The following is a 24,652-nucleotide window of genomic DNA, read 5'->3' on the forward strand; positions in this document are numbered from 1 at the left end:
ACATACGTTGTACACTTTCGCCGTGCGCCGTTATCTGATCATTTTCTTTATTGTATTTCTGCCGCTCCAGTTCGCCTGGGGCGCTGCAGCGAGGTATTGCGTGCACGAGAAGGTCGACCAGGTAAGCCATTTTGGTCATCACGCGCATGTGCATACGGTTTCAGTGCCCGAAAGTGCTTTGACCGGTGATTTGGGCGGAACAGATGATCCAGATTGCAACTATTGCCACCTAAGTTGCGCTCAGCCGCTGCCGAGCAATGTCTTGGATTTTTCCGCGGTCTTTCCCGCAATTTTCGAACCACCGGATCCCTTGCCCACCCAGTATTGGCTTCCGGACACGATCGAACGACCCAATTGGACTCTCGCCGCTTAATCCGGCGAGAACGCTCCTTTTCTTTTTAGCTGCCCTTCGGTAGCTGGCTTCCCGCCGGATTCTCCCCCCTTGGTTTTTCGCAACTAGGAGAATTCGATGCGACCGAAAACGCTGGCGCTGGCCTGCACACTGTTTCTTATATCCGTACCTGCCTTTGCGCAGTCAACCAGTCCTGTAGCGGCCAGTACGCGGGAACTTGCTCCGCTCACACTGCAGGAAGCCCTGGTACGGGCCGCTCAGGCCAATCCTGCGTTGCGCTCCAAACAGGCGGAGCTCGCCGCAGCAGAAGGGTTAAGTAGCGACGCGAGGTCGCTGCTTTTCAACAACCCCCAACTGGCTTTTGACAAGACGCGGCGGCTGGTGCCCCAGGCGGGCATGATGACTGAACGTCGCAACGAGTGGACGGGAGGAATCTCCCAGACCTTTGAAACCGGCGGGCAGGGAGGCTTCAGGCGAGAAACAGCCTCGTCTGCCCTGGAAGCGTTGCGTTACGAGATTGTTGACGCACAGCGGCAAATTCGAAGTGAGATAGCAACACGGTTTTACCGGGTGCTAGCTCTGCAGCAACGTGTTGAACTGGAGAGCCAGGCGCTTAAATTGTTCGATGATGCTGCTGCAGCCGTACAAAAGCGGCGAGTAGCGGGCGAGGATACCAAGCTTGATGCCAACGTCGCGCTGGTGGAGGCCGAGCGCGCACGGAACCAACTAGCACTGGCGCGGGAACAGCTTAACGAAGAGCGTAACGATCTGGCGGCGCGCCTGCAGCTTGTGGGCCCAGCCCTTCCTCTGGCTCAGGGTGAACTGACACCTGCACCTATGGGGTTTGCTTTGAATGACCTGCTTGGCAGTCTCGATTCCCAGCCGCGTCTTCTGGCTCTTTCTGCCCGTGAAAAGAGCGCAAACGCAAGATATCGCCTGGAACGCGCAAGCGTCAGTCCAGACGTGACGGTGGGACTCAATGTAGGGCGTGAAGGATCAAGCGTTGCGCGCGAAAGGCTCACCACCATTTCTGTTTCGATCCCACTCCCCATTTTCAAGCGCAATGCGACCGGTATTGGTCAAGCGTCCACCGCTGCAACCCAGGCGCAAATTGACAGGGAAGCCGCGCAGCGCGACACCAAAGCCAATGTCGTGTCGCTTTGGACGAGGCTTGCAAGTCAGGAGCAACGCGTTCGCCGACTTCAGGACGTCGTCCTGCCAGCGCTGACCGACAACCTGAGCCTTTCGGTTAAGTCTCGCCAAGCGGGGCAGATCGGCTTACTTGAACTGATCGTGGTCAACCGTCAGGCACTCGATGCTCGCCGTGACCTGATCGAAGCACTTACCGAATACCACAGTACCCGCGCCACACTTGAGTTGGAAGCGGGCTGGTCCAAAGAATGAGAGTCATCATGAACACCACCATATTCAAAACTTCTGCGTCACGCCGTCTCCTCGGCATCTCCTCCGTTCTTGCTGTATTCCTAGCGTTGGGCGGCTGTGGTGACAAAGTGGCCAAAGGAGAAGAGCCTGTTAAACAGGAGGCAGCCGGCAAGGAAGAAAAAGGCCTGAAGCTCACCGCAGAAGAACAGGCTCTCGCAGGGATCAAATTTGAAGAAGTCTCCTCTCGCACTTTCGAGGACTCCGTAAGCGTGACCGCAACCATTCGACCCAATCAAGATCGAATTGCCAAAATTGCGCCGCGCGTTGAAGGCCGGATTGTGAGCGTGTCGGCAAATCTGGGGGACAACGTCCGCGCCGGCCAATCATTGGCCATCATGGACAGTCTGGCGATTGGCGAGGCGCAATCTGCTCTTTTGCGTGCGCAATCGTCGGAGCGTGTTGCTCAGGCGGACTTCAAGCGTGCAGAGTCGCTCAGTGCCGAAGAAATTATCCCGCAAAAGGAGTTGCTCAGATCGCGCGGCGAGCTTGAGCGCGCCAGTGCGGAATCGCGCGCGGCAAGTGACCGTTTGCGGCTGCTAGGAGGCTCTGCAAGTGCCAGCGGGAGGGCGCAGTCCACGTTTGCACTGACGGCACCATTTGCAGGCACGGTTATTCAGAAAAAAGCCACGATAGGTGAGCTTGGTTCGCCAGCCGAAGCAGTTTTCACCATTGCGGACCTGTCAAAGGTATGGATTGAGGCCAACCTTACGGATGAACTTCTCTCGAAAGTGAAAACCGGTGCAGCAGCGACTGTGACCGTAGGTGCTTATCCCGGCGAACGCTTTAGCGGCCGGGTGGCATACATAGCCAATGTCCTGGACAAGGACAGCCGCACGATCGCTGCGCGTATCGAAGTGCCTAACAAAGACGGGCGTCTCAAACCGGAAATGTTCGCCACCGCAAACATCGCGACTGGTGGGCAACTGGAAGCGATTTCAGTGCCTGACGGCGCCATCTTGCTGCTCCAGGGCCAGCCGACGGTCTTTGTGAGTGAAGGAGGTGGCTTCCAGCCACGCGCTGTTGAGACCGGAGAAAAAATATCCGGACGCACGGTCATCAAGTCGGGACTAAAACCGAAAGAACAGGTCGTTGCAGCAGGTGCATATGCATTGAAGGCACGAATGCTGAAGTCGCAAATCGGCGATGCCCATTGAGCCAAGGATAGAACACCATGCTTAATGCAATCGTTGACGCCTCACTGCGTTACAAAGTACTTGTTCTCGTCGCCTTCGCGGTTCTGGTCGGCTTGGGCGTCCAAGCTTATCGCAATGTACCTGTGGATGCCTTCCCGGACGTTACGCCTGTCCAGGTCAATATTTATACGGAGTCCCCTGGTTTGGCCGCCGAGGACGTTGAAAGACTACTCACGACTCCCATCGAAGGGGCGATGGCAGGCTTGCCCGATGTGGAAGAAGTTCGCTCGGTTTCCCTGTTTGGTCTTTCCTATGTGGGCATCTATTTCAAGGACAACGTAGACATTTACTTCGCACGTCGCCTCGTCGGTGAAAAGCTCCAGGATGTCAAAGGCCGATTGCCCGAAGGGTATGGGGAGCCTGTTCTAGGGCCCAACAGTTCCGGGTTAGGTCAGGTGTTCTGGTACACCATCGAATCCGCAGACAAAAAGCTCAGCGCCATGGATCTGCGTACGCTGCATGACTGGACCGTCCGGCTCATTCTGCGGACGGCGCCGGGCGTGGATGATGTGATTTCATGGGGTGGCGACCAGAAGCAGTACCAGGTGCAGATAGACCCCAACAAATTGATCAAGTATGGCTTGACGTTTAAGCAAGTGATGGAACGCCTGGCTGCAAACAACAAGCAAGTGGGCGGGCAATCCATCAATCTTGGCTCCGAGCAATACCTGGTTCGCGGACTGGGCCTGGTGACAGGTACCACCGACATTGCAAGCATTGTGGTGGCCGAGCGCAATGGTGCGCCGATCTTTGTCCGTGATGTCGCGGACGTGAAGGAAGCCGCAGCGCCCAGGTTTGGCGCGGTCACGCGGGATGGTCAGGAGGCCGTTCTTGGAATGGCGTTGTCCCGGGTGAATGAAAATGCGAAGAATGTTGTTGAGGCTGTGAAATCCAAGCTGGCCCTCGCACAAGCCGCCTTGCCGAAAGGCGTGTCGCTGATACCGGTGTACGACCGTACCGATCTGGTGGACAAAGCGCTTCGCACCGCTCAAAACTCCTTGATAGAGGGCGCGGTTCTGGTCGCGATCATCCTGTTTCTATTCTTGGGGGATTTCCGCTCCGCCATTGTCGTGATCGTGACTTTGCCGATGGCCATGTTGATTGCGTTCATTCTCATGCAGCAATTTGGGGTAACGGCCAACTTGATGTCACTTGCCGGATTGGCCATTGGCACCGGGATGATGGTTGACGGTGCCATCGTGATGATCGAAAACGCCTTTCGGCTGCTAGCTCATGCCAAGGAATCCGGTAAACCGATCAAGAAAACTCACCTGATCCTTGAAGCCGCGCGCGAGGTGATGAACCCTATCGCCTTCGCTATCCTGATCATCATCGTGGTATTTATGCCGTTGTTCTCCCTCACAGGGTTGGAAGGCAAGCTTTTCAAGCCAATGGCATTCACGATTTCGTTTGCGATGGCAGGCTCACTCCTGCTGTCTATGACGCTGGTACCGGTATTGGCTGCACTCATTCTGAAGCCCAAAGAAGAAAAGGACACCTTTATCGTGCGCTGGGCCAAGCAGGCCTATCTGCCGCTACTTGATTGGGCGCTGGAGCGCAAAAAGCTGGTTGTTAGTACGGCGCTAGGGCTGCTTCTAGTGTCGCTGGCTTTGTTTCCTTTCCTTGGGAAGGAGTTCATGCCGCAACTTCAAGAGGGAACCATACTGTTCCGGGTAACCGGTATTCCTTCCACGTCCCTGGACGAGTCCATTCGCGTGTCCAACGTCATCAGTACAGAGCTCAAGAAGCAATTCCCCAAGCAGGTCGAATCTGTCCTGGCAACCATAGGCCGGGCTGAGGGTGGTGAAACCACCGACGTCAACTACATGGAAATACTGATAGCGACCAAACCTCAGTCGGATTGGCCAGAAAAGGTGCCGTATCCCGCGCTTGCATCAGAAATGCAGGAGGCCATGGAAAAGGTCGTTCCCACTGCTGTTATTGGAGCCAGCCAGCCTATTCAGTCCCGTGTGGAAGAGTTGATTTCCGGTGTACGGGCCACTCTCGCGCTTAAACTTTACGGTGAAGACCTCGGTACTCTTGACCGGTTAACGGGGGAGCTACAGGGCGTGTTGGGCAAAGTCCCCGGCGTGGCAGACCTGTCTGCCGAGGCGAACAAGGGCAAGCCGCAACTGGTAATCAAGGTCAATCGTGAGGCCGCAGCTCGTTACGGCATCAATGTGAACGATGTCCTTGAAGTCGTCAAGGCCGGAATAGGTGGGGAAGCTGTTTCTACCCTGATCGACGGCACCAAACGGTTCGACATTACGGTGCGTTTGCCCGACGCCTTCAGAGCCAGCCCGGCAAGCATCGGCGCCATCCCCATACGCACCGGAGAAGGCGCGCTTGTGCCGTTCTCCCAGGTCGCCACCATTGAGTTGGATGAAGGCTATTCGTTTGTGCGCCGCGAAGCCTTGCAGCGTTACTCTGTGCTGCAGATGGACGTGAAAGGCCGTGACGTGGACAGCTTTGTGAAGGAAGCCAGTGCCAAGATCGCTGAGCAGGTCAAATTGCCGACGGGCTACTACTTCCAGTGGGGAGGTGCGTTTGAAAACCAGCAGCGTGCCATGGCCCGACTGGCGGTGATTGTGCCCCTGACCATTGGCCTGATCTTCATGCTGCTGTACACGGCATTTAATTCCGTACGTCACGCAACGCTGATCATCGCTAACGTGCCCTTTGCCATCATTGGCGGGATTGTGGGTCTGTTTATCACGGGTCAATATCTCTCAGTGCCCTCGGCTATCGGGTTTATTGCTGTGTTCGGAGTCGCCATGCTGAATGGCATTGTGATGGTCACATTCCTGAACGATCAGCGGGGCCAAGGTTTGTCGATCAGGGATGCGGTTCGCCGGGGCGCTGAGTTGCGTTTAAGACCTGTCTTGATGACTGCATCCGTGGCTATCCTGGGACTCGTCCCCATGCTTTTGTCCACCGGAGTTGGTGCTGAAACTCAGCGTCCGCTGGCCACTGTGGTGGTGGGCGGCTTGTTCACTTCAACCGCCTTGACCTTGCTGTTATTGCCGTTGTTTTATGAATGGTCTGAGCTTCGGGCTGAGCGCAAAGCGCAAAAACTTCTCACCAACGAAGGAGCATCGTCATGAAGGAAATTAAGGCTTACATACATCGCAACCGGGTTGCGGAAGTTATCAGCGCCCTCAAGAGCTCAGCTGCATGGACGGCAGTCGGCAACAATGAGCACAATCTGACGGCCTATATGGTCAAGGGTTCCCTGGTCCCATTGGATGAGAGCGAGCGGCGTTTCTCGGTCGAGCTTGGCGATGAAGTCATCAATGAATACAAGCTGGAGCTCCATTGTTCTGAAGAGCATGTCGATGAACTGGTAAAGATCATCGTTGCATTAGCACGCACGGGGCAAGCCAACTCGGGTTGGGTCTATGTCATGGATGTGGTCACTGCCGTCCCTGTTCTGTGATGACCAATCCGTCCTCTACGTTAAGCCGGTGTTCAACATAGAAATGGACCTGTATGGATGTCGACTGGCGGCAGCGTCACTTGGGCAACGGTGTCAATCGTTATGGCCAGCGCTTTGGGAATGCTCTTGACGGTAGTTCTGTCGGGCGCGCTGCTGCTGATGGCGATCTCGCTTCACTGTCCGCACGGACGGAAACAACTCGGCGGAAGCAAGGTTGTAGCGGAGGCCTCCCCTATAAGCCTGGTGCCGATGAGTTCGACAATGATTTCGGGCGAGCTTTTTTAACTTTTATGGAGAAAAGCATGAGTTTTTTTGACAAGCTTCTTTCGAGCATGGGTGGCGGACACCATGGCAACCGTGGCGGTCATGGCGGGAACAAACATGGCTACCAGGGTGAGCCCTATGGTTATCCTGCGCAGCCGACGCCGCCGGCTAACACGGGAATTTCGTGTCCCGCTTGTTCAGCCACCAATTTGCCGAACGCACGCTTTTGCGCCCAGTGCGGAAAATCAATGACACCGGCAAGCTGTGACGCCTGTAAATCCCCATTGGTGGCAGGTGCGAAGTTTTGTGCGAACTGCGGGAAGTCGCAGGTCTAAAAAACCACGTTGCGGAACGCGTATGGCCTGACTCAACCTTCCTTATTGCAGAGGCTGTACCTCACCGTTACCAGGGTTACAGGGTCACATCGGAGAGAGTTTTGGAGTCGTAAATGCCCTCAAACTTTCATAGCCCCGTCAATGCATCTCGTGAGTCACTCGGTGCACTACTACTTTCGGCCGGTGGAATTTCGGTTGTCCTTTTATTGATCATTCTGTACTTTTTGTGGAGAGACAAAAAGCTCAAAATACCAGATATATATCGAAAAAAGCTACCTCCTAAAACCAGAAGAAAAAGAAGGTGACGAAGGTGGCTTGTGGGAAAAATTTAGAGGAACTGACGCTTAGTGGGAAACCAGATGAAAACGCGGTTTCATGCCCCAATGCGAATCGAGGCGATGCAATGAAATTTTTCCATGCTTGGCGCCTCGATTCGGCGCCATTTTCACGCAAGTTTCCGTCTTCCGTCGACCATGCAGGTGAGGCTCCGAGGAATCACAATCCCATTTGGCTGGTAACCGGCGGCAGTCTTTGGCTGGCGACCGCGGCCAATTTTCCTCTGTGGCGCGAATTGTCCCATCTTGCGTTGACTAGCGACCCAGCAGGGCTTGCTTTTTCGTTGGCAATGATGTTAATCATTGCTGCAACACTGATGGCCATGCTCAGCCTGTTTGCATGGCGCTGGACATTGAAACCCGTTCTCACGCTGATGCTATTCGCCTCGGCTTTTGGGGCCTACTTCATGTGGAGTTATCGCGTTGTGATTGATGCGACCATGATGATCAATGTGCTTCAAACCGACGTGAGGGAGGCAGCAGACCTGTTCAGTCCGCGATTAGTCGTTACGGTGCTTGTATTGGCTGTATTGCCATCCTGGACAATCTGGCGCCTACCTATTGGCTACGGCCCTTGGTCACGACGGCTGCTTCAGAATTTTCTGATGGCGATAGCTGCCGTGATCCTGCTTGCAGTGTCGGTTGTACTCAGCTATCAACCGCTTGCGTCCACGATGCGTAACCACAAGCAGGTGCGGTATTTGATGAACCCGCTGAATTCGATGTATGCCTTGGGCTATTTAGCTGCAGGGCCGCTACAACGTGATCGATCAGTCCTGGAGCCCATAGGTCTGGATGCGCGCTCCCCTGAGGTTGCTTCCAATGATCTTCCGCCGCTGATAATTTTGGTGGTTGGAGAGACGGCGCGGAGTGGCAATTTCAGCATAAATGGCTATCCTCGTCCGACGACTCCCAAGCTGGGACACGAAGAAGTCGCCAGCTTCCGGAACGTCTCAGCATGTGGGACCAGTACGGCGGTGGCCCTTCCCTGCATGTTTTCAAACCTTGGGCGAACCCAATTCGACGCGAGAAGCAAGAATTTTGAGGGTCTTCTGGACGTGATCCAACGCGCGGGGATGGCAGTGCTTTGGTTGGACAATCAGTCAGGTTGCAAAGCGGCATGTGATCGCGTTGGCTATGCCAATACATCCAAACTAAGGAACCCTCAATTGTGTCCGGAGGGTGCGTGTTACGACGCCATCATGCTTGAGGATTTGGATGCACGGATTGCAGCGCTGCCTGCAAAGGCGCGTGCGCGCGGGGTGGTTTTGGTACTGCACGCGATGGGTAGCCATGGCCCGGCCTACTACCTTCGCTCTCCCCAAGCGTTTAAACAATTTGGGCCTGAATGTTCGAGCAACGATTTGCAAAACTGCAGCCAAGCCGAACTGCTAAATGCGTACGACAACTCGATCATCTACACCGACCATTTCCTCGACTCAACTATTCATTGGCTCAGAACGCAGCAAGCCACCTATGCTCCCGCCATGGTGTATGTCGGTGATCATGGAGAGTCCCTCGGCGAGAACAATCTTTACCTCCACGGCCTGCCGTATGCTATCGCGCCTGATGTGCAGACGAGGGTGCCTTGGTTTACCTGGCTATCCCCCCGCTTTGCAAGCAAGAAAACTCTCACTCCGCAGTGTTTGCACAAGAAACAAGAGGAGAAGATTACGCACGACAATTACTTTCACTCGGTACTAGGGCTGCTCAGTATTAAGACCGTTGTCTACCAGCCTCAACTAGATGTGTATGCATCTTGCACAGGTACAAGATGATGATCTCTTGCCCCTGAGAGGTACCGCAGTCGCCTTTCGGACCTTGAACTCGACCGACATTCATGCTTCTTTGTTGGCGCTTGACGTGAAGTTGTAGGCAAGCAAACGCAATGCATTCGCGACAACCATCACAGTGGATCCTTCATGGAAAAGCACAGCAGTTCCAATGTTGAGACCAAATATCGTGGCCGGAATCAACACCGCAACCACGCCCAAGCTGACAAACAGGTTCTGGCGAATGATGCGACTCGTGCTGCGGGACAATCCAACCGCAAACGGAAGTTGAGCCAGGTCGTCAGCCATGAGGGCCACATCGGCGGTTTCAAGCGCAACATCGGACCCTGCAGCACCCATTGCAATGCCGACGGTAGCGTTGGCCATGGCAGGGGCATCATTGACGCCATCTCCTACCATCGCCACCTTGCCGTGCTTCTCGCGGAGCGCCTTGATTTCTTGGACTTTTTGCTCGGGCATGAGGTCGCCCCTGGCTTCTGTGAGTCCAACGCTTTTTGCAACGGCTTCGGCCACCTTTTGATTGTCCCCGGAGATCATGATCAAACGCTCGATGCCCAGGGAGCGTAGTTCCGCCATCACCTGCGCTGCAGCCGGCCGAGGGGTATCCATGACGGCAATGACTCCCAGAAATCTCGTGCCCTTGCGCACCACCATCGTGGTCCGACCTGCGGCAACCAGTTTGTCGTTGACCGCCACCAACTCCGCTGGCAATGCCGAATCCTTCAGTTCATCAAAGAGCGATGGTTTGCCAATATGCACCTGTTGCCCATCAACAAGTGCCTGGACGCCCCGACCGGTGATGCTTTTCACATCGGTGACCGCTGGCGGATTCACACGGCCGCCCAGTCGCTCCCGCGCCCCGTTGACGATAGCGCCCGCCAAGGGATGGTCGCTTTGCTGCTCTACAGCCAGCGCAACCGAAAGCAATTCATCGTCACTTACCCCATCCATTGCCACTGCGTCGGTCAGTTTTGGTTTGCCCTCTGTAAGCGTGCCTGTCTTGTCGAAAGCAATCGACGTCAACGTGCCAAGGTTCTCCAGCGGTCCGCCGCCCTTGACCAGAACGCCACCCCGTCCAGCCCTTGCCACACCGCTCAAAACCGCACTGGGCACCGAGATGGCCAATGCGCAAGGGCTGGCCGCAACGAGAACGGCCATGGCGCGATAAAAAGTCGCAGAAAATGGCTCGTCAATGACGAGACCGGCGAACATCAGCAAAACCACAAGCGCCAAAACCGCCGGCACAAAGATCCGCTCAAATTTTTCGGTGAACTGCTGGGTCGGCGAGCGTTGCGCCTCGGCTTCCGTGACCATCTTGACAACGCGTGCCATGGTCGATTGCTCGGAGCGCCTGGCAACCATCACCTCGATAGCGCCAGAGCCGTTGATCGTGCCGGCAAAAACGCGGTGCTCAGCGCCCACCCGATCAAAAGCGCTGAGCGCTGCCCTTGCGTCAGTTATCGGACTTTTATCGACGGGTACGCTTTCTCCGGTCACCGGTGCCTGGTTAACGCTTGAAGTTCCCACGACCACGACCCCATCGGCCGGAAGGCGCTCGTTTGGCCGCACGATGACCACATCGCCAACCTGGAGCTTGCCGACGCCGATTTCTTCCGTTCCATTTTCCCGGCGAACCGTTGCCACCTCCGGCGCCAGCTTGGCCAGTGCCTCGATAGCCTTACGAGCTCGGCCCATGGCGTAGTGCTCCAAAGAGTGGCCCAGGCTGAAGAGGAACAGCAGGAGAGCACCTTCTGCCCATTTCCCCAGGGCCGCAGCACCAACTGCGGCAACCAGCATCAGGGTGTCAATTTCAAAGCGGCGGGCGCGAAGATTTTCGACGGCCTCTTTGACGGTATAAAAGCCGCCAAACAAATAAGCCAAGACATAAAAAGCCGTCGGTAACCAGCTGGGTGAGGCGCCGCTGCGTTCTACCAACCAGCCACCGAGTAAAAGAAGGCCTGCCAACGCAGCAAAGATCAGCTCGGTTTGCTCCCCAAACATGCCACCGTGCGCGTGATCATGTTCCGCATGGTCACTTGTGTCGCCGTGTTTGTGATCGTGTCCAGAATGATCCTCTGCACCGAGAGGCGGCTCACCTCCGGGAGAAGGCAGTTGCTCATCTGCCGCTGTGATCGGTGGCGATGTAGGAGTCGTTTCAGGCGCGGCGGCCCGATGTTCGTGACTGTGGTTCTGTTCGCTGGTGGAATGCCCAGGATGTGAATGCGGTTTTGGCTTATCCTCAGCCGCCGCAGCAATCAAATCCCGATCTCTTTTGTCATTGCCTATACCCAGCGCGGCGGCCTTTGCCCGCAGGTCACTGGCAGACACCTGTCGCCTGTCATATTCAATGCGTACGGTGCCAGAGGCCGAGACATCAGCTTCAAATACGCCGGTTGTGTCGCGCAGAGCCTCTGCGATGCGGCGTGCGGCGCGCGCATGTAGAGGCGGCGCACTGATGACGACATGGGCGTACTGCTCGTTTAGCGCAGCACCTGCCGCGCTTACCAGTTCTCGAACTCTCGTCAGTGAAATTACAGACGGAATGTAGTGGATGCAAAGTTGCGGAGGATGATCCTGACCTTGTGCAACATGCGCCTGCGAGATGCCAGGTCGGCCGGAAAGGGAGGCGATCAGTCGGGCTACGCAACGATCCTCAACATTGTCAATATGAGGAAGGACCAGCGGCAGGTCCAGACGCAATTTGATGGGTTCGCTCATGATGAGGACTCGCTTTCATTTCTGACAAAATATCAAAGAACGGCACGGGAAGGCGTCGGCCTGTTTCATGTTCCGCCGTCTCAATACTGAAGCGAGGCGCGTTCGTTTAACAGGCCGTCCAGGCGGCGACGGGCCTTTTGCACAGCGTTGGCAAGTGCTTGTCGCCGCTGAAAGTATGAGGGTGTAAGTCGACGACCTTGCCGCTCTCCTTCCTGAACTTCCTGACCTTGCTGCAGGTCTGACTCCGCACTCTTAAGTTCACTGTAGGCATCGTCGACCTGCTTGTCGAGTTGCTTGAGACGAGCAGACCGAGCCGCGGCATTTTCAAGTAGCTGCGCGCGCGACATGGAAAGGGCTTTCTGAGCTGCCTCCGCGTCTTGCGCATTTGGCGGATGCCGTTCAATGCTTATTTTTTCTTTTCGGCTTGCCTTGGGCACCGGTTCATCGGAATAGATGATTCGGCCGTCTGACAGAGTTGACTTGTAAATAATGCGTTCGTCGGCGATGCTCAGCGTAGCGATACCGGACAGAGCTGCGCATGCGGCCAGTCTGAAAACTTGTTCGACTTTCATGGCTTCGGTGCAGCATCTGCTGGGCCAGATCCGGCTGCTGCTGCAGCGGGAAGCCTTTGCTTGTCAATGGCGGACTGGAGTTGCCATGCCGCCCGCCAAGCGCTCGGTGCCCCAAAGATCAATAGCGCAACGCCCATAACCAGGTACAACCAACCGAGCACTGTCAACGAGTTGATGGCTCTGACGGCATCATCCCTGTAAAGAAATGCTATACCCAGTTGGACGCTGAACAGCGCCGCAAGTACTATGGCCGACCACAAGCTCAGACGCAGCCGTAGCAGGAGAGCAACTCCGAATATGGATTGCGCTGCAGTCAGGAAAAACTCTTCATGTTGGCGTGCATCCAGCGGAAGGGCCGTCCAGGTCCCAGCGCCGAAGCTCATTGCCAGGGGCAGCATCCCCACAAGCAATGTCCACTGGTTGATCTTGTCGCTGATCATGGTGGTCAGACCGCCTTCGGCACGGCCGGAAAGTACGAATAGAACGGCGATAACGACTGCCGGGGCCTCACTGGCCAGTGGCGCCAGCCACTGGATAAGCAAAAACTCATCAATACCCCAGATTCTTCCAGACTGGATCATGGCTTCCGCAAATGGTTCGGCGGACGCCAGTATGACGGTTGCTGCAATGACGGTCAGACCGCCCATCCATGCCCATTGCCAGGCAGGGGACAGCGTTGAAAGCGCCGCCGCAGGCCCGGGCTCATCATCCGCTTCAAGACCTGACTTGACCTTGGGCATGCGCCCAGCCTGCCAGAGATAGGCGCCAAAGATGGCGACGAGGACAACTGTATCCAGCAAGCCGATGCTGTTTTTCAGGACAATGACGAATGCGTACAGGCTGGCCAGCAGCAAAAAACCAATCTCCACCATGTTGACAGTGGCCAGGGCAATACCCCGCTGACGGGTACGCCACCAGTGTAAAAAAACCATCAGCGGCCAAGCCAGCCCAACCAGCAATCGGTTAGCGCCGGTCATATTGGCGGCCGCGTATTGGACATAGTTGGACTCTGGCGCCTTGCCGGCCTGATAGGCGTAGTACATGTCTACAGCGTATTCAGGCAGCACCGTGACCAGCGCAACTAACGCGAGTATGAGACCTTGAGATATCCGTTTTTCGGCGGCCTCGGCACCCCACGAAAGCATGAAACCTGCAGCCAGCACTGCAACCCCGAAAACTGCCATGTCCAGCACGGGATTGGGACGCCAGCCACTTAAGCGAAAGACAATGGCAGGTGCGATACCGATCAGGGCAATAGCAAGAAGAGTCAAGAAGCGCTTCACTTCGAATCCTTATGGAAGTTAATTTTGGATTTCAAGCATCACCATCGGATAGCTGTGATAGACGGAAAGTGACTGAAGTAATAGACATTCATGCGACCGCGAAAGGCCCACTAGCAGGGAAATTAGTCCGGCCCATCACCTGCCTCTTTCCCTTCGGTTTTGAGCCTTCCGAGTCCGAAAAGCACCAAAAAATTTGCCAGGGCAAGCACAAAGCCAATGTCGTAATATCCGAAGCCGACGGCAGCGCCCACTACACCTGTGTTGAGGATACTGGCTGCGGTGGCTGTACCGTGCGTGGTTGTGCCGGCCTTGAGAATGGCACCACCACCGATAAAACCTATACCCGTGATGACGCCCTCCAGAATCCGGGCTTGCCCGACCGAGCGCTCGCCGAGCACCTCAATTGCGAGTAGCACGAAGCCGCAGCTGGCCATGGCAACGATAGGGAAAGTTCGGAGGCCCGCGCTTCTCGAGCCATTTTCCCGGTTCCACGCAATCGGCATGGTGAATAGGAAAGCCAGGGACATCCGGAAAAGATGGTTAGTCACGTCTCCCCATATACCCCACAAAGAACTGGTCATACCGGTGGCCTGAAGTGATTGATTGATTCTTATACCCGAGCTGGCTTTAAGTTCATGCAGGACAGACGCCCTTATTTGCCGTTTTTGCAACGCAGCATGCTCATCAGGAGAATTTCAGACTGAAATGTGACCACGCTGTTCGGTCCGTGCCCATAGGGCTGAAGAGCGGCGTGTTGCTGGATCAAACTGCTCAACCGCCGTTCCGCCTGAGTCTGTGCCCCCCGAAAAAGCTGCTGGCGGCTGAAGTACTCTGCCGTCAGCCGTAGCCCCTGGCGATCACCCTCCTGTACAGCTGCCGCTCGCCGGCAGCTATTCCTACGCTTGAAGTAAGGAGACAAACGGCGCGGGCGACCTACCTGTCAGGATTTGAACCATTCCACGAGTTCGGGCCCGAGCAGCGCCGCATTCAGCTCCTCGTCGGACTGCGCGACAAAGGCCTCCAGGTCGCGGATGACCACCAGGCCGGTATTCTTAAAGCGGCTGGCGATTCGCTGGACAAACTCAAACTTCACGTTCCTGTCCTCGCATGCTCCGATGAAGAGAAAGTAGACCTGGTCCCCACGTCGCTGCGATTCCTCGAGCACGCGCGTGGTGCGGGCTTCGTCGCTCTTTTCGTTCTCACCGTCTGTAATGAAGAGGACAAGGGAGCGCTTTTTCTCGTGAGTGTGCGGTGTACCGTGCTCATGTTGCTGCTGAGGCAAATTGAAAAGGCGCCACAGGAAGCCTTTGCCTTGCGACGCTCGGTGAGCCTCCTCGCACTCTTTCCACCCGAAATGCTCAAGCGCTCGTTCGATCACGAAGCTGTAGGTCGTGCCGCCATTCCAACCGGGGACCCGCTCGACGATGTTCCGCGTGACGTAGCCCTCGGCGTTCTCCGGCGTCACGCTTCCGACATAGTGCGCACTGCGCTCGCCCGAGCTGAAGGTGAAAACATCCATCTTCCGGTCTGGGTCGAGTACCACGCAATACGGCACAAGGCGCTCAATCAGGAGGCTTGTCGTGCCCTCCTCGTGCTCGTGCTCGAAAGAGCCGGAAACGTCAATGATCGCGGCGGTTTCCGCCTTCACGGCCGCGACGACGCCGGCCTTGTCGAGCGCTAGTCGCAAGATGCCAGCCGATTTTTCGAGATTGAGTGTCAGTTTGCCGTTCATGATGCTCTCCATTCAAGGTGTGCCGTATTGGTCTTCGATAGTGCGAGGAGGCTCGGGCGCGTATAGGTCATAGTAAAGCCGCCGACCGCAGGATACTCCAGATTCGCGCTTACAGCGCCCGCCATCACAGCCTTCCAGTAACTGGTTACCAGCGCCGGGGATGCATCGACGAGCGGCAGGGATACACTTCAGCAGCTTCGACTCCGCCCGAGTCAACGCTTTTGTTAATTCGATGCGCTTACAAGGAGTGCTTTAGGGGTTTTCTTGAGAATCTGCTGCGTGGAATGGCTGGAGGTCATCATCGCGGGGGGCACGGCGGTGGCGGTCATGGTGGCTATGGCAAACACGGCGGTCCGCCTCCGGGGGAATGCCGCCAAGCAATTACGGCGGCCAGCCACCCGCCCCTTCAGGGACAGCACGCGCCAAGTGCGGCGCCGACGCGCCGGCTGGCGCTAAGTTTTGCCCGGGGTGCGGCAAGTCCGTCCCATCCTAAGAACTAAAGGGTCAGGCCGGATTCACAAGCCGGTCGTACATTTCTCTTGTCTGTTCGTTGGCCCTCTTTTCAAAATCTCGTGCTGATGCCTGCCGACACAAATGCCCTTGGCGATGTATTGCCTCGTACACCCTTGCCAACGCTGAAGTCCAGTTGTACGTTGGGTGCGAGCAGGTAGCCAAGGCCAGCGTCAAGGATGACAGAGGCGCGCCCACCTCTTTCTCGGGTGATTGCATCCCAGCATCCACGAACAGGCTGAGCGAGGCTGTGGGGTTGTAGCTCAGAGTGGCGGCGAAAGTCCGGGCGAAAAATGTTCGCCCCTCATCGTCTTCGACGAGGCAGACACCAATGTTCGGATTAAGAGGCCATTTTTGTGCAAAATCCCAATCGGCCGCCAAACGCAGATCACCACTGGTGCGCTGGCTACGAAAGCTGCCGGATCCCGACTGCGGCACAAGCCTGGCAATCATTCCAAGGGAGGGCGTAGTGCCATCCTTCACGTCCGTGATCTGCTACTTGGCACCAAGCGCCACGGGCGCGCGTCCTTCTTCGCGGACGAGTGAACCGGATGCGTCGCGTGATGTCTGGAATACGTAGGAATTGGTTTCTAGCCGAAACTCCCAGTTTTGCCCCATGCCGGCGCGTAGCAGCAGCGGGGCCATGGCACGGTGATTGGAAGTGCCCGCAGCGCGGCGGAACTCTTTTTGAAATCCCGCCTCGATTTGCAAGCGACCGTGGCCGATCACCTTGCTGCCATCGGCAATGCCGGGGCGGTCCGCATTAATGGGTTCGTTGACCTGGGCCCAGGCGATGGCTGCGCCCTGCAACGCGATCGCCGCGACCATCGCCTTTTTCTTGATGCGTCCGGTCATGAATCCGCTCGCTGCCTAGCTGGTTGAAGATTTCAATTGCTCGACGATGTCCCGAAGCCGGTACGCCATCTCGCCGGCCTCGGTCTGCGTGATCGCTGTCTTTGTGGCATAAAGGGCGGTAATCGAGGCTATGTTTCCAATGAACCCCGGCAGCATGACGAGCACCACGTTCTGAATGGCGCTGACCAAAGAGATCGGCTGCTCGAGCTGCAAGCTCCTGGTCGCTCCACCCTCGCGGATGAGGGCCAGTGTCTGAGTCAGGCTCATGGCGCGTTCGGCAAAGCGCTGCGCCACTGCGTCCTTTTTATTCGACAGGTGTTGCGACAGGAACGACGCAGCAATCGCTGCGGCTTCAAGCTGCGCGCCAGCGGCTTCGGTGCGTTCAACCACGCCGAGGAGTTGGTCCTTAAAGTCTAGCAATTCCTCCAGTGCCGCCGCCATCAGCGCAACGAGCTTCTCAAGTTCCGCTTGGGCGCTCGCCAGTTCGCCCGGCGTGTCAATCCGTGTGTTAACCCGCTGCAGCATCCGGTCCATAACTCCGCCAGCGCCGTGCCCGCATGCGGCGAGCAGGTCAATCGACGCGAGGATGTCCATCGTGCGGGTGAGATAGCTTTGAACTTTGTACAGCACGGGACTGCGGGAGAGGGTGAGCGCTTGACCTACGAGGTCGCTGTACGCCTTCTGCTGATCATGGCCCCAAAGGATGGCCTTACGCTCCGTGGCCTTGTCCACCACGAAAACGGCGATGAGCGCACCTGCCTGCATGTAGACCTCGGACGCTGCTCCCGGCGATAGCCTCTCGAGCTCATCCGGTTGAACTGCGATGCGCTGGCGTTCGAAACCTGGGATGGCCGTTGGTTGCCGCACGACCGGCGCCGCTACAACAGGAGACGCAGCGGGAACCGGCGGCTCAACTCGGCGCGACAGGGCATCCGCGGCCTTGCGCGTGGAAGCGACAGGTGACTCGACCACTGTCGGGCGCAGCTTCTTGTTCCGAGCGTCAGGAGAAGTGGCTGAGGACATCGTTGATAGTGCCAGTGAAGCCGCGGCCCACCGGGGCGTACTCCCAGCCACTGTCGCCGTGCATGACGCTCCCCAGTTGCACCACGTTGAAGTCACCGAACTCCTTTGAGAGCTGGTAAGCACCGAGTTCCTGACCGCCCTCGTCTGCGATCGTGACGGTGCAGACCTCAATGTCAGCAAAAGCCGCTTCTTCCTCGGATTCAGTGCCGCCTTCGTGCTCCCGTCCGTGTTCGGCCTTGTGGACGGTGGCAAACAGTGGGATCTCGTTGACGCCGGCGGGAAGCCTGGACCCGTCGATCACAATAGTTTCGCTGTTTCCCTGTACACGGATGTCTCCTGAATGCCGGAGCGCACCCGAAGAGGTAGCGAAGGAGCCATCTACAGCGCTCGCCAGCACGCCGGTCCGGGGACTCATCCTCGTGGTGTTGTAGGTGGACAGAATCTGCTCAAGGGCTGTCACTTTCGCGCCCCCGCCGTCGTTGCGAGCCTCTAGCGCGTGGATGTCGACGTCGTCCTCGTGCCGAGCGTTGCATTTCCAGGCGACCGTCACAGTAAAGCTGGCTCCCTTGTTGAGGGACAGTTGCAATTTCTGGGCTGGCTTCGCGCCCGGTTTGTCGAGGGAAAGAGTGAGCATCAGGTGGCTCCCGCTATCGTTGGTTGTGGAGTGCCGCGAGGTCGGCTCGAGACTGTTCGAACATGCGCCTTGCTTGCTCGAACTTATCTTCGGTTTCCTTTTTTGCCGCTTCCACCAGTTCGTGGATCTCGCGGGTCTGGGTGATGATAGCTGCGATCTGCTGGGCCTGAGCCACGCGATTATCGCCGGGTGCCTTGGCTGCCGTGACAGCAACGTCCTTAGTGGCCTGGCCGCGCAGCTGCGTAAGCTGCTGGTCCAGGCGCGCCTGGCGTTCAGCGATCTGCTGCACAGACTTTACCGCGAAGGCGCCATGGATGGACAGCAGCGTCATCTTGATCGAAGCGAAGCGCGAAGAAACAGTGGTGGCCGTCTCCTGTAGCGTCGCCACCCCTGCGGCCTCGATCTGCTGAATCACCATCTGGTCGGCCGGCAATCTGGTATATGTGCCCTCCAGCGCCAGCGCCCGGCTTTCCAGCAGCCGTAACTTGTCCTGCAACTCGCGTACGCGCGCCTGCGTGGCCACATCGGCGGGATCCGCGCTGGCCTGCTCCTGCGCTACGTACTGCCTGGCTTTTTCGAGGAAGGCGCGAGCCACTGCGGCGTCGAGAGTGAAGCTTGCGAAATGCTCTCCGTAGGATCGCTTGAGCGTTTCGAGGGCCTGCAATTCGCCAAACAGCGTCTTCATCTCCTTGGACAGTTCGCCTTCGAGGCGTTGCATCTCGTCAGCCAAAGTGCGCGTGCGGCCCGCCACCAAGTCGCCGACTTCCTGCATGAAATCACGAATGGCATCCTCCGGCTTGCGTCCGGCGACCTTGGCGATGAGGCCGGCGAAGAATCCGCGCTGCTCGCCCCTTTGAATCTTCTCCAGAATCTCGGGCAGCTTGGCATCTTCGACGCCCTTTTCCAATCGCTCAAAGAGCGCGAACACCTTGGCAGCCGTCTTCTTGTCGAGGCGAGCCAGGAAGCCGTCCAGCGTCTGCTGCAGTGCCAGTTCGGAGCCCAAGCCAATTTTGATGATGTCGCCGGGGGGTACCGCGCCAAAATCCAGGACCCCCAACGCCTGCTCGGCCTGCGGCACCTGCTCCGCACGTAGCACGATGGCCCCGGTTTCCAGAGGCGTTGCCTGGAGGAGCGGGAGCCCGAGCGTGCCAGGCGAGTGCAAGGCAGCGGGGAGTTCAGTTGGTTTCATCAGCGTCTCCTTTGATAGATCCGGGGGCTCTCGCCTCGCCAAGCGGTATTATCATGTATGGGGTAAATTCCCCCTGCCGAAGCTGAAGAAAATTACTATCGGCAATTAGCCAGGCAGGCCGTCACAACGGCCTGACTTAACCCAACGGGCCTCCACGAAACCCGGGAGTCCGCGCCCAGTGACTTGCCCAATGCGGGCGCTGACCAATTGAATCGCTACCATCAGCGGACAGGTGAAAACGATGGTCCACAGCATCCCAAAACCAAACTTGGCACCGGCTTGGGAGTAGGTGGCTATACCGCTTGGGTCGTCGTCGGCTGCGCCCGTCACAGACCAGGCCCTAATTTCTTCAACCAGGATTGATCTGCTAGCGGCGGCGAGTCGCTTGCATCGCTCCGCGTTTCCGTCTGGCCGGCCATTTGAGTTCTCCCTTGCGTGTCAAGCATGCGCACCCCTCTTGCAGTGTTATCCAAAGCGTGCGATTGCCCATAAGGTTTGTTGCCATACCGGGCAAGTACGCGCTCCTCACGCTTCCGGCAATGACCGTAAATGCGTAGACCTTCGTCACTTCGCCTCGGTTTTCCCTCGGCGGGGCAACGGCCGGGATTGCACAAAGCTTATTTTTGAAAAAGGTATTTGGGCCAGCACAGCGCTTGCCAAATTGCGTTCCAGGCACCCTGAACATCAGGTTGATCGGCTTTGGACATTCGCAATGGCATTTTGCGGTGAAGGAGCAACCAAAAACCAAAGCATATCCAAATAGCCACGATCAATTGCAACGGGGTGCCAAGAAATCTGTCGACCATACCGATTGCCAGCAGCACAATGGCCCATACAAGCAACAGCGAACCAATTCTGAAAATCATATGCTTCGTACTCAAAAACTTGGGCACTACCTTTACGTAAAGATTGCGTGACCAGCAACTGAAATACCCATTTGGTCTATCGCAGCGTGTTATTGCTGCGTTAATTTTTTGAGCAATTCGGAATGATCTGAGCTTGGATCAGAAAGCATACGCGAAGCGTAGTAAATGGCGCTGGACAGACTCACTCGTCTTCTCGATTTCGAGTAAAAGAACGAATCGACTTCTCCGGCAAGCTGTGCTGCGGTCACATGCCCTAATGAAGCAAACTCTAAAGGTATGGCCGTGGATGCTAGTGTCGCTCTTTCAATGACAGCGACGCTATCCATGTACCCAAGCACATAAGTAAGTTGCTGTGAGGGTGTCAGCGATCTCCACCAAACACCATCACGGAACGCTCTAGACGGAACGTCTATTTGTCTACGTAACCTTCGTATGGCCATGCCGACAAAATCGCCCGCCGACATGGCACTATTTTTTCGGCTGTGCGGTTTTATCACGGTGGCCTTGAGGGTCCAGATCCCCGGGAACATGCCCTTCATGAGGATGATGGGCACCTGGCTGTTCCTGCACAGAGGTGTCGCGGTGGCCATGCTGATCCAGGTCACCCGGGGTATGCCCTTTGTGGTCATGGTGTGTGCCTGGCTTTACTTCGGGTTGGTTCGGGGTAGCTGACATATCTATCTCCTAGTAAGTTAGATATATATAGTGCCTTTGGTCTTGAGAAGGCACGTAGGTAAATACCGCTTTCTGGTGGTCGCTTGGGATTACGAGCCGACCTCATACCGCTAGATGGTTCAAGCGCATGACGGTGTTGGCGCCTTTGCTCAGGCCTGATGCGATGGCGATATTCAGACTCCCATCCTGCATAGAGCGGGCTGATCCACAAACTTGGTCCAGATGCAGGATCCCGGTGCTACTTTTGCAACTGACGGTACGTTCTGCGAGCCGTCACCTCCCTCGGTGGCTTCAAGCCACCTTTTAAAGCCCGGCACGCCGCATGGGATTCTGATTGGAGTCGCGGTCAGCCTGACTGAATGCCATTGATGGGGAACACGGCTGGGTTAAACTACTCCGGCCTGCTGGAACGGCCCGACAACTTTTCCCAGTAGGCCTCCGCAATGCACCGTCTCATCTTTTTGCTATTTTTCGCCATGATAGTTTTTCAGCCTGCCCTTTCTGGCGTGCTGGTGCTTGCCGTCCCATCGGAGCCAATGCTGTCTTCGGAAATGAGCGTGAGTTCGAGCGCCTTCCAGGACAGCGCCGATCATGCGGCGGCCTGTTTCTCCCACGTCGAAGCAGCCAGCCCGGGCGCGCCGTCGGGTTGCAGTTCAGGCCAGCCCTGCGGCCTGTGCAATCTCTGCCAGGCATGCCACCAGGCGGTCATGGCCCAAGGCCAAATGGCCGCGCCAGGTCACATCGCAATACGCCCTTCTTTTCCCTCAGTAGTATCCGGCTACTTCAGCGCAGAACGCGCGCAAAGCTTCAAGCCTCCCATTTTGTAATTCCGTGCCCGGTACGCCTGATTTCAGGCGTGGCCTACATTGGCCCTGCACCCCGCTGCGGGGTCGGAATTCATGAATTTTCGAGCTTGAACAATGTCCTATCTCAACCCGCCTCTTACTGTCGGCCCCCGCCGCAGCACTGCCGGTCCAAATCCCGCGGGGTATTGGATCGCACTGGTACTGCTTTTGGCGGACCAGGCCGCCAAGTACTGGGTGCATGAATACACGCCGTACGCGTGGAGTCAGTCCGTCACCGGATACTTCAACCTGGTGCACGTCTGGAACTACGGCGCCGCTTTCAGTTTCCTGGCGGACGCGGGCGGCTGGCAGCGCTTCTTCTTTGGCGGTATCGCACTGGTCGTGTCGGCCTGGTTGATTTTCATGTTGCGAAAGCCGCTCCCCAGGCTTGAACTGTTGGGGTATGCGGTGATTCTCGGAGGCGCGCTGAGCAACGGTCTGGACCGCGCCTTGCGTGGTTATGTTGTGGACTTTCTCGATTTCCATGCATGGGGTTGGCACTGGCCGGCATTCAACTTCGCGGACATAGGTATCGTCTGCGGCGCGGCGCTCCTGCTCTTCGCATCATGGAGATACAAGCCGGCGGAGAAACCTGCATGACGGCTTCATCCCTTACCTCAGAGCGGCAATGGACATTGCTGACCGTGAGCTGGCTGGTGGCCCTTGTCTCCACGCTAGGCGCACTGTTTTTCAGCGACGTCATGGACTTGGAGCCCTGCGTGCTTTGTTGGTACCAGCGCATCGCCATGTTTCCGCTGGTTCTGATTCTTGGTGCAGGCGCCTACACGCAGGATGCCAGCAGCGTGAAGTACGCCCTGCCGTTGGCAATCGCCGGCTGGCTTGTCGCCTTCTACCACTGCCTACTCTATGGCGGGTTCATCCCGGCGACCCTGCAGCCCTGCGGCAAAGGTGAATCTTGCTCGGCACAAAAGCTGGAGTTGGTCGGCTTCATCACCATCCCGCTTTTGTCGCTTATCGCCTTTTCCATCATCGTGCTGCTCCTGCTGGCAGCGAAGAAAGACTCCAAACAATGACCAACAAACAACTCACCATCATTCTCTGCGGGATCGTAGTCCTGCTCGGATTCTCGTTTGGCATATACGGCCACTTCAACAAAAAGTCCGAGGCCGTGGCCCGCCTTGCGCAAGAGAATGGTTCCGTTTTCAATCGCTCGCACGCGCCTACCTACGGCCCCCCAGAGGCCAAGGTCCGCATCGTCGAGTTTTTTGATCCAGCCTGCGAAACCTGCAGAGCCTTCTATCCCCTCGTCAAGCGCATCGTCGACAGCCACCAAGGAAAAGTGCAGCTCGTGGTACGCCTCGTTCCTTTCCACAAAGGCTCTGATGTCGCCGCAAAAATCCTCATCGCCGCGCATAAGCAGAAGCTGTTTTTTCCGGTGACGGAAGTGGTACTGAATTCCCAGGACGCCTGGGCCGCGCATGACAATCCTAATCCGGAGCGGATATGGACCTTTTTGAAGGGAACCACCCTGGATGCCGCGAAGGCTAAGCAAGACGCCGGTTCACCGGAAGCCCAAGCTGTGCTTGACCAGGATATGGCGGACGCCAGCACTCTGCAAGTCACAAAGACGCCTGGGTTCTTTGTCAATGGGCGACCGTTGATGGATTTCGGCCATGAGCAACTCAAGGCCCTCGTGGAGGAAGAAGTCAAACGGGTGTATGCCGAATGAAGCTGCTACTTACACATCTCCTGCTGGCCCCTATTTTAGTTGTCATAAGCGGTTGTGAGACCATTTATGAAGGCAAGTATGACTGGGATGCAGGTTGGCGCCCAGGCACGGTATTAGAAATTGGTTCAGCCGATAGCTTGATAAAGGAGCCTTTTCGCGATTGCCGTAAAGACCCACGCGTTGCGGAACTTAAGGCATCTACGTTTGCAGTTGTCTCCTACCCCTTTCTCAATCGTCCGAGGAAAGCCGTTGTACCTGTTCCCTCTGCAACGAGGTGGACCACCGGGAGCCCTGTGTATATCAACGTCACTGATTGCACAAGACCAATGGAGCCGCGAGTAATGCCCGCAGACCGCAGCCGCTAGGGAACGATCCGGTCCGTCAGCTTTGCATCCAATGAACGCGGATTGACCAACTTTTTTGCTTGAAGGCCTCGAAATGTTTAGTAGATTCCACGATTTGTCTGGTGTACCTCAGGGGGAGCTGACCACATACTTTTTGTTGGGAGGCGCAACTGTTTTATCGCTTTACGCATTTCTTGGCTATTTGCGCTGGCGTGACAGAAAAAAAAATAAACAGAAGAAAGAAAGTGCGACGCGCAAACGAGGTCCATCCAAGCGCTCGCGGTAACATTTTTTGGCCTAACACTTGTACGATACGGCACTTAGCCGTGTTTTATCGGCGAAGCCCCGCAATCCTTTTCGATCAGAGGGCATTGACGCAGCGCATGTCTTCGTGGGCAAGGAGCTGATGAGCGGCCCATGCATGCCATACCGGGCCGCTTGAGCTACTTTCCGGCATGACTGTCATCCGTTGACCTCCTGAACTCAGGCTTACTGGAAATCTGTTTTTTGGCGCTTTCGTGCGGATGCTTTGCCAAATATTTGTCGAATTGGGCGATTTCTTCGA

At 56.6% G+C, this 24,652-nt stretch carries 24 protein-coding genes and 1 pseudogene; 13 read left to right on the forward strand and 12 right to left on the reverse strand.

Annotated features, from left to right (window positions below):
- The first annotated feature begins 22 nt into the window (after window positions 1-22).
- From PSV26_RS07035 to PSV26_RS07065, 7 genes are all read left to right on the forward strand, one after another.
- The gene (locus tag PSV26_RS07035) at window positions 23-373 is read left to right on the forward strand and encodes a hypothetical protein (RefSeq protein ID WP_300569189.1); all 351 of its coding nucleotides are present in this window, start codon (window positions 23-25) and stop codon (window positions 371-373) included.
- A 96-nt stretch (window positions 374-469) separates the two neighbouring features.
- Complete coding sequence (locus PSV26_RS07040) at window positions 470-1,756, forward strand: TolC family protein (protein WP_300569192.1); 1,287 nt, start codon at window positions 470-472, stop codon at window positions 1,754-1,756.
- Window positions 1,757-1,764: 8 nt separating this feature from the next.
- Window positions 1,765-2,949 carry an efflux RND transporter periplasmic adaptor subunit gene (locus tag PSV26_RS07045; RefSeq protein ID WP_300569195.1) on the forward strand — a complete coding sequence of 395 codons (1,185 nt, stop codon included), beginning with the start codon at window positions 1,765-1,767 and terminating at the stop codon, window positions 2,947-2,949.
- A 17-nt stretch (window positions 2,950-2,966) separates the two neighbouring features.
- Window positions 2,967-6,092 carry a CusA/CzcA family heavy metal efflux RND transporter gene (locus tag PSV26_RS07050; RefSeq protein ID WP_300569197.1) on the forward strand — a complete coding sequence of 1,042 codons (3,126 nt, stop codon included), beginning with the start codon at window positions 2,967-2,969 and terminating at the stop codon, window positions 6,090-6,092.
- A complete protein-coding gene (locus PSV26_RS07055) occupies window positions 6,089-6,424 on the forward strand; it encodes a P-II family nitrogen regulator (RefSeq protein ID WP_293595764.1) in 336 nt (111 codons plus the stop codon). Before PSV26_RS07050 ends, PSV26_RS07055 begins: the two co-directional genes overlap by 4 nt.
- 53 nt (window positions 6,425-6,477) lie before the next feature.
- Window positions 6,478-7,023: a zinc ribbon domain-containing protein gene (locus tag PSV26_RS07060; protein WP_238385724.1), complete on the forward strand. Its 546-nt coding sequence runs from the start codon at window positions 6,478-6,480 to the stop codon at window positions 7,021-7,023.
- Between the two features lie 403 nt (window positions 7,024-7,426).
- On the forward strand, window positions 7,427-9,136 hold the full coding sequence (locus PSV26_RS07065; RefSeq protein ID WP_300569206.1) for a phosphoethanolamine transferase: 1,710 nt from the start codon (window positions 7,427-7,429) through the stop codon (window positions 9,134-9,136).
- Window positions 9,137-9,196: 60 nt separating this feature from the next.
- On the opposite strand, the gene PSV26_RS07070 is transcribed toward PSV26_RS07065, so the two are convergent.
- From PSV26_RS07070 to PSV26_RS07090, 5 genes are all read right to left on the reverse strand, one after another.
- Window positions 9,197-11,869, reverse strand: coding sequence for a heavy metal translocating P-type ATPase (locus PSV26_RS07070; RefSeq protein ID WP_300569209.1), 2,673 nt, complete (start codon window positions 11,867-11,869; stop codon window positions 9,197-9,199).
- Between the two features lie 80 nt (window positions 11,870-11,949).
- Window positions 11,950-12,441, reverse strand: a complete 492-nt coding sequence (locus PSV26_RS07075) for a DUF4124 domain-containing protein (protein WP_300569212.1) — start codon at window positions 12,439-12,441, stop codon at window positions 11,950-11,952.
- The gene (locus PSV26_RS07080) at window positions 12,438-13,724 is read right to left on the reverse strand and encodes a sodium:proton exchanger (protein WP_300569215.1); all 1,287 of its coding nucleotides are present in this window, start codon (window positions 13,722-13,724) and stop codon (window positions 12,438-12,440) included. The genes PSV26_RS07075 and PSV26_RS07080 overlap by 4 nt, the downstream gene beginning before the upstream one ends.
- Before the next feature lie 122 nt (window positions 13,725-13,846).
- Window positions 13,847-14,251 (reverse strand): MgtC/SapB family protein, encoded by a 405-nt coding sequence (locus PSV26_RS07085; protein ID WP_252635940.1) that lies wholly within the window; start codon window positions 14,249-14,251, stop codon window positions 13,847-13,849.
- 413 nt (window positions 14,252-14,664) lie between these two features.
- Window positions 14,665-15,456, reverse strand: a complete 792-nt coding sequence (locus PSV26_RS07090) for a VWA domain-containing protein (RefSeq protein ID WP_300569220.1) — start codon at window positions 15,454-15,456, stop codon at window positions 14,665-14,667.
- A 367-nt stretch (window positions 15,457-15,823) separates the two neighbouring features.
- On the opposite strand from PSV26_RS07090, the gene PSV26_RS22650 reads away from it, so the two are divergent.
- The gene (locus tag PSV26_RS22650) at window positions 15,824-15,949 is read left to right on the forward strand and encodes a zinc-ribbon domain-containing protein (protein ID WP_366945973.1); all 126 of its coding nucleotides are present in this window, start codon (window positions 15,824-15,826) and stop codon (window positions 15,947-15,949) included.
- A gap of 69 nt (window positions 15,950-16,018) precedes the next feature.
- On the opposite strand, the gene PSV26_RS22655 is transcribed toward PSV26_RS22650, so the two are convergent.
- The 6 genes and pseudogenes from PSV26_RS22655 to PSV26_RS07120 all read right to left on the reverse strand — a co-directional run.
- Window positions 16,019-16,261 (reverse strand): transporter, encoded by a 243-nt coding sequence (locus tag PSV26_RS22655; protein ID WP_366945977.1) that lies wholly within the window; start codon window positions 16,259-16,261, stop codon window positions 16,019-16,021.
- 200 nt (window positions 16,262-16,461) lie between these two features.
- Window positions 16,462-16,821: a hypothetical protein gene (locus PSV26_RS07100; protein WP_300569226.1), complete on the reverse strand. Its 360-nt coding sequence runs from the start codon at window positions 16,819-16,821 to the stop codon at window positions 16,462-16,464.
- 15 nt (window positions 16,822-16,836) lie between these two features.
- Window positions 16,837-17,844: a hypothetical protein gene (locus PSV26_RS07105; protein ID WP_300569229.1), complete on the reverse strand. Its 1,008-nt coding sequence runs from the start codon at window positions 17,842-17,844 to the stop codon at window positions 16,837-16,839.
- On the reverse strand, window positions 17,822-18,478 hold the full coding sequence (locus PSV26_RS07110; protein ID WP_300569231.1) for a TerD family protein: 657 nt from the start codon (window positions 18,476-18,478) through the stop codon (window positions 17,822-17,824). Before PSV26_RS07110 ends, PSV26_RS07105 begins: the two co-directional genes overlap by 23 nt.
- 13 nt (window positions 18,479-18,491) lie before the next feature.
- Window positions 18,492-19,667 (reverse strand): hypothetical protein, encoded by a 1,176-nt coding sequence (locus PSV26_RS07115; RefSeq protein WP_300569234.1) that lies wholly within the window; start codon window positions 19,665-19,667, stop codon window positions 18,492-18,494.
- A 165-nt stretch (window positions 19,668-19,832) separates the two neighbouring features.
- Window positions 19,833-20,086: pseudogene (locus PSV26_RS07120) on the reverse strand (divalent metal cation transporter); the annotation flags it as partial.
- 204 nt (window positions 20,087-20,290) lie between these two features.
- Here PSV26_RS07120 and PSV26_RS07125 point away from each other — a divergent pair.
- Window positions 20,291-20,584, forward strand: a complete 294-nt coding sequence (locus PSV26_RS07125; RefSeq protein ID WP_300569236.1) for a hypothetical protein — start codon at window positions 20,291-20,293, stop codon at window positions 20,582-20,584.
- Between the two features lie 38 nt (window positions 20,585-20,622).
- Here the strand turns inward: PSV26_RS07125 and PSV26_RS07130 are convergent, their stop codons facing one another.
- Window positions 20,623-21,162: a hypothetical protein gene (locus PSV26_RS07130; RefSeq protein ID WP_300569239.1), complete on the reverse strand. Its 540-nt coding sequence runs from the start codon at window positions 21,160-21,162 to the stop codon at window positions 20,623-20,625.
- 489 nt (window positions 21,163-21,651) lie between these two features.
- Between PSV26_RS07130 and PSV26_RS07135 the strand changes: the two genes are divergently transcribed.
- The 4 genes from PSV26_RS07135 (at window position 21,652) to PSV26_RS07150 (ending at window position 23,743) form a co-directional block, all read left to right on the forward strand.
- A complete protein-coding gene (locus tag PSV26_RS07135; protein WP_300569242.1) occupies window positions 21,652-22,035 on the forward strand; it encodes a hypothetical protein in 384 nt (127 codons plus the stop codon).
- Between the two features lie 93 nt (window positions 22,036-22,128).
- Window positions 22,129-22,653 (forward strand): signal peptidase II, encoded by a 525-nt coding sequence (gene lspA, locus PSV26_RS07140; RefSeq protein WP_300569245.1) that lies wholly within the window; start codon window positions 22,129-22,131, stop codon window positions 22,651-22,653.
- Window positions 22,650-23,087, forward strand: coding sequence for a disulfide bond formation protein B (locus PSV26_RS07145; RefSeq protein ID WP_300569248.1), 438 nt, complete (start codon window positions 22,650-22,652; stop codon window positions 23,085-23,087). Before lspA ends, PSV26_RS07145 begins: the two co-directional genes overlap by 4 nt.
- Window positions 23,084-23,743: a thioredoxin domain-containing protein gene (locus tag PSV26_RS07150; protein WP_300569251.1), complete on the forward strand. Its 660-nt coding sequence runs from the start codon at window positions 23,084-23,086 to the stop codon at window positions 23,741-23,743. The genes PSV26_RS07145 and PSV26_RS07150 overlap by 4 nt, the downstream gene beginning before the upstream one ends.
- Window positions 23,744-24,652 lie beyond the last annotated feature (909 nt).

The sequence above is a fragment of the Polaromonas sp. genome (assembly GCF_029945685.1).
GTDB lineage: Bacteria > Pseudomonadota > Gammaproteobacteria > Burkholderiales > Burkholderiaceae_C > Polaromonas.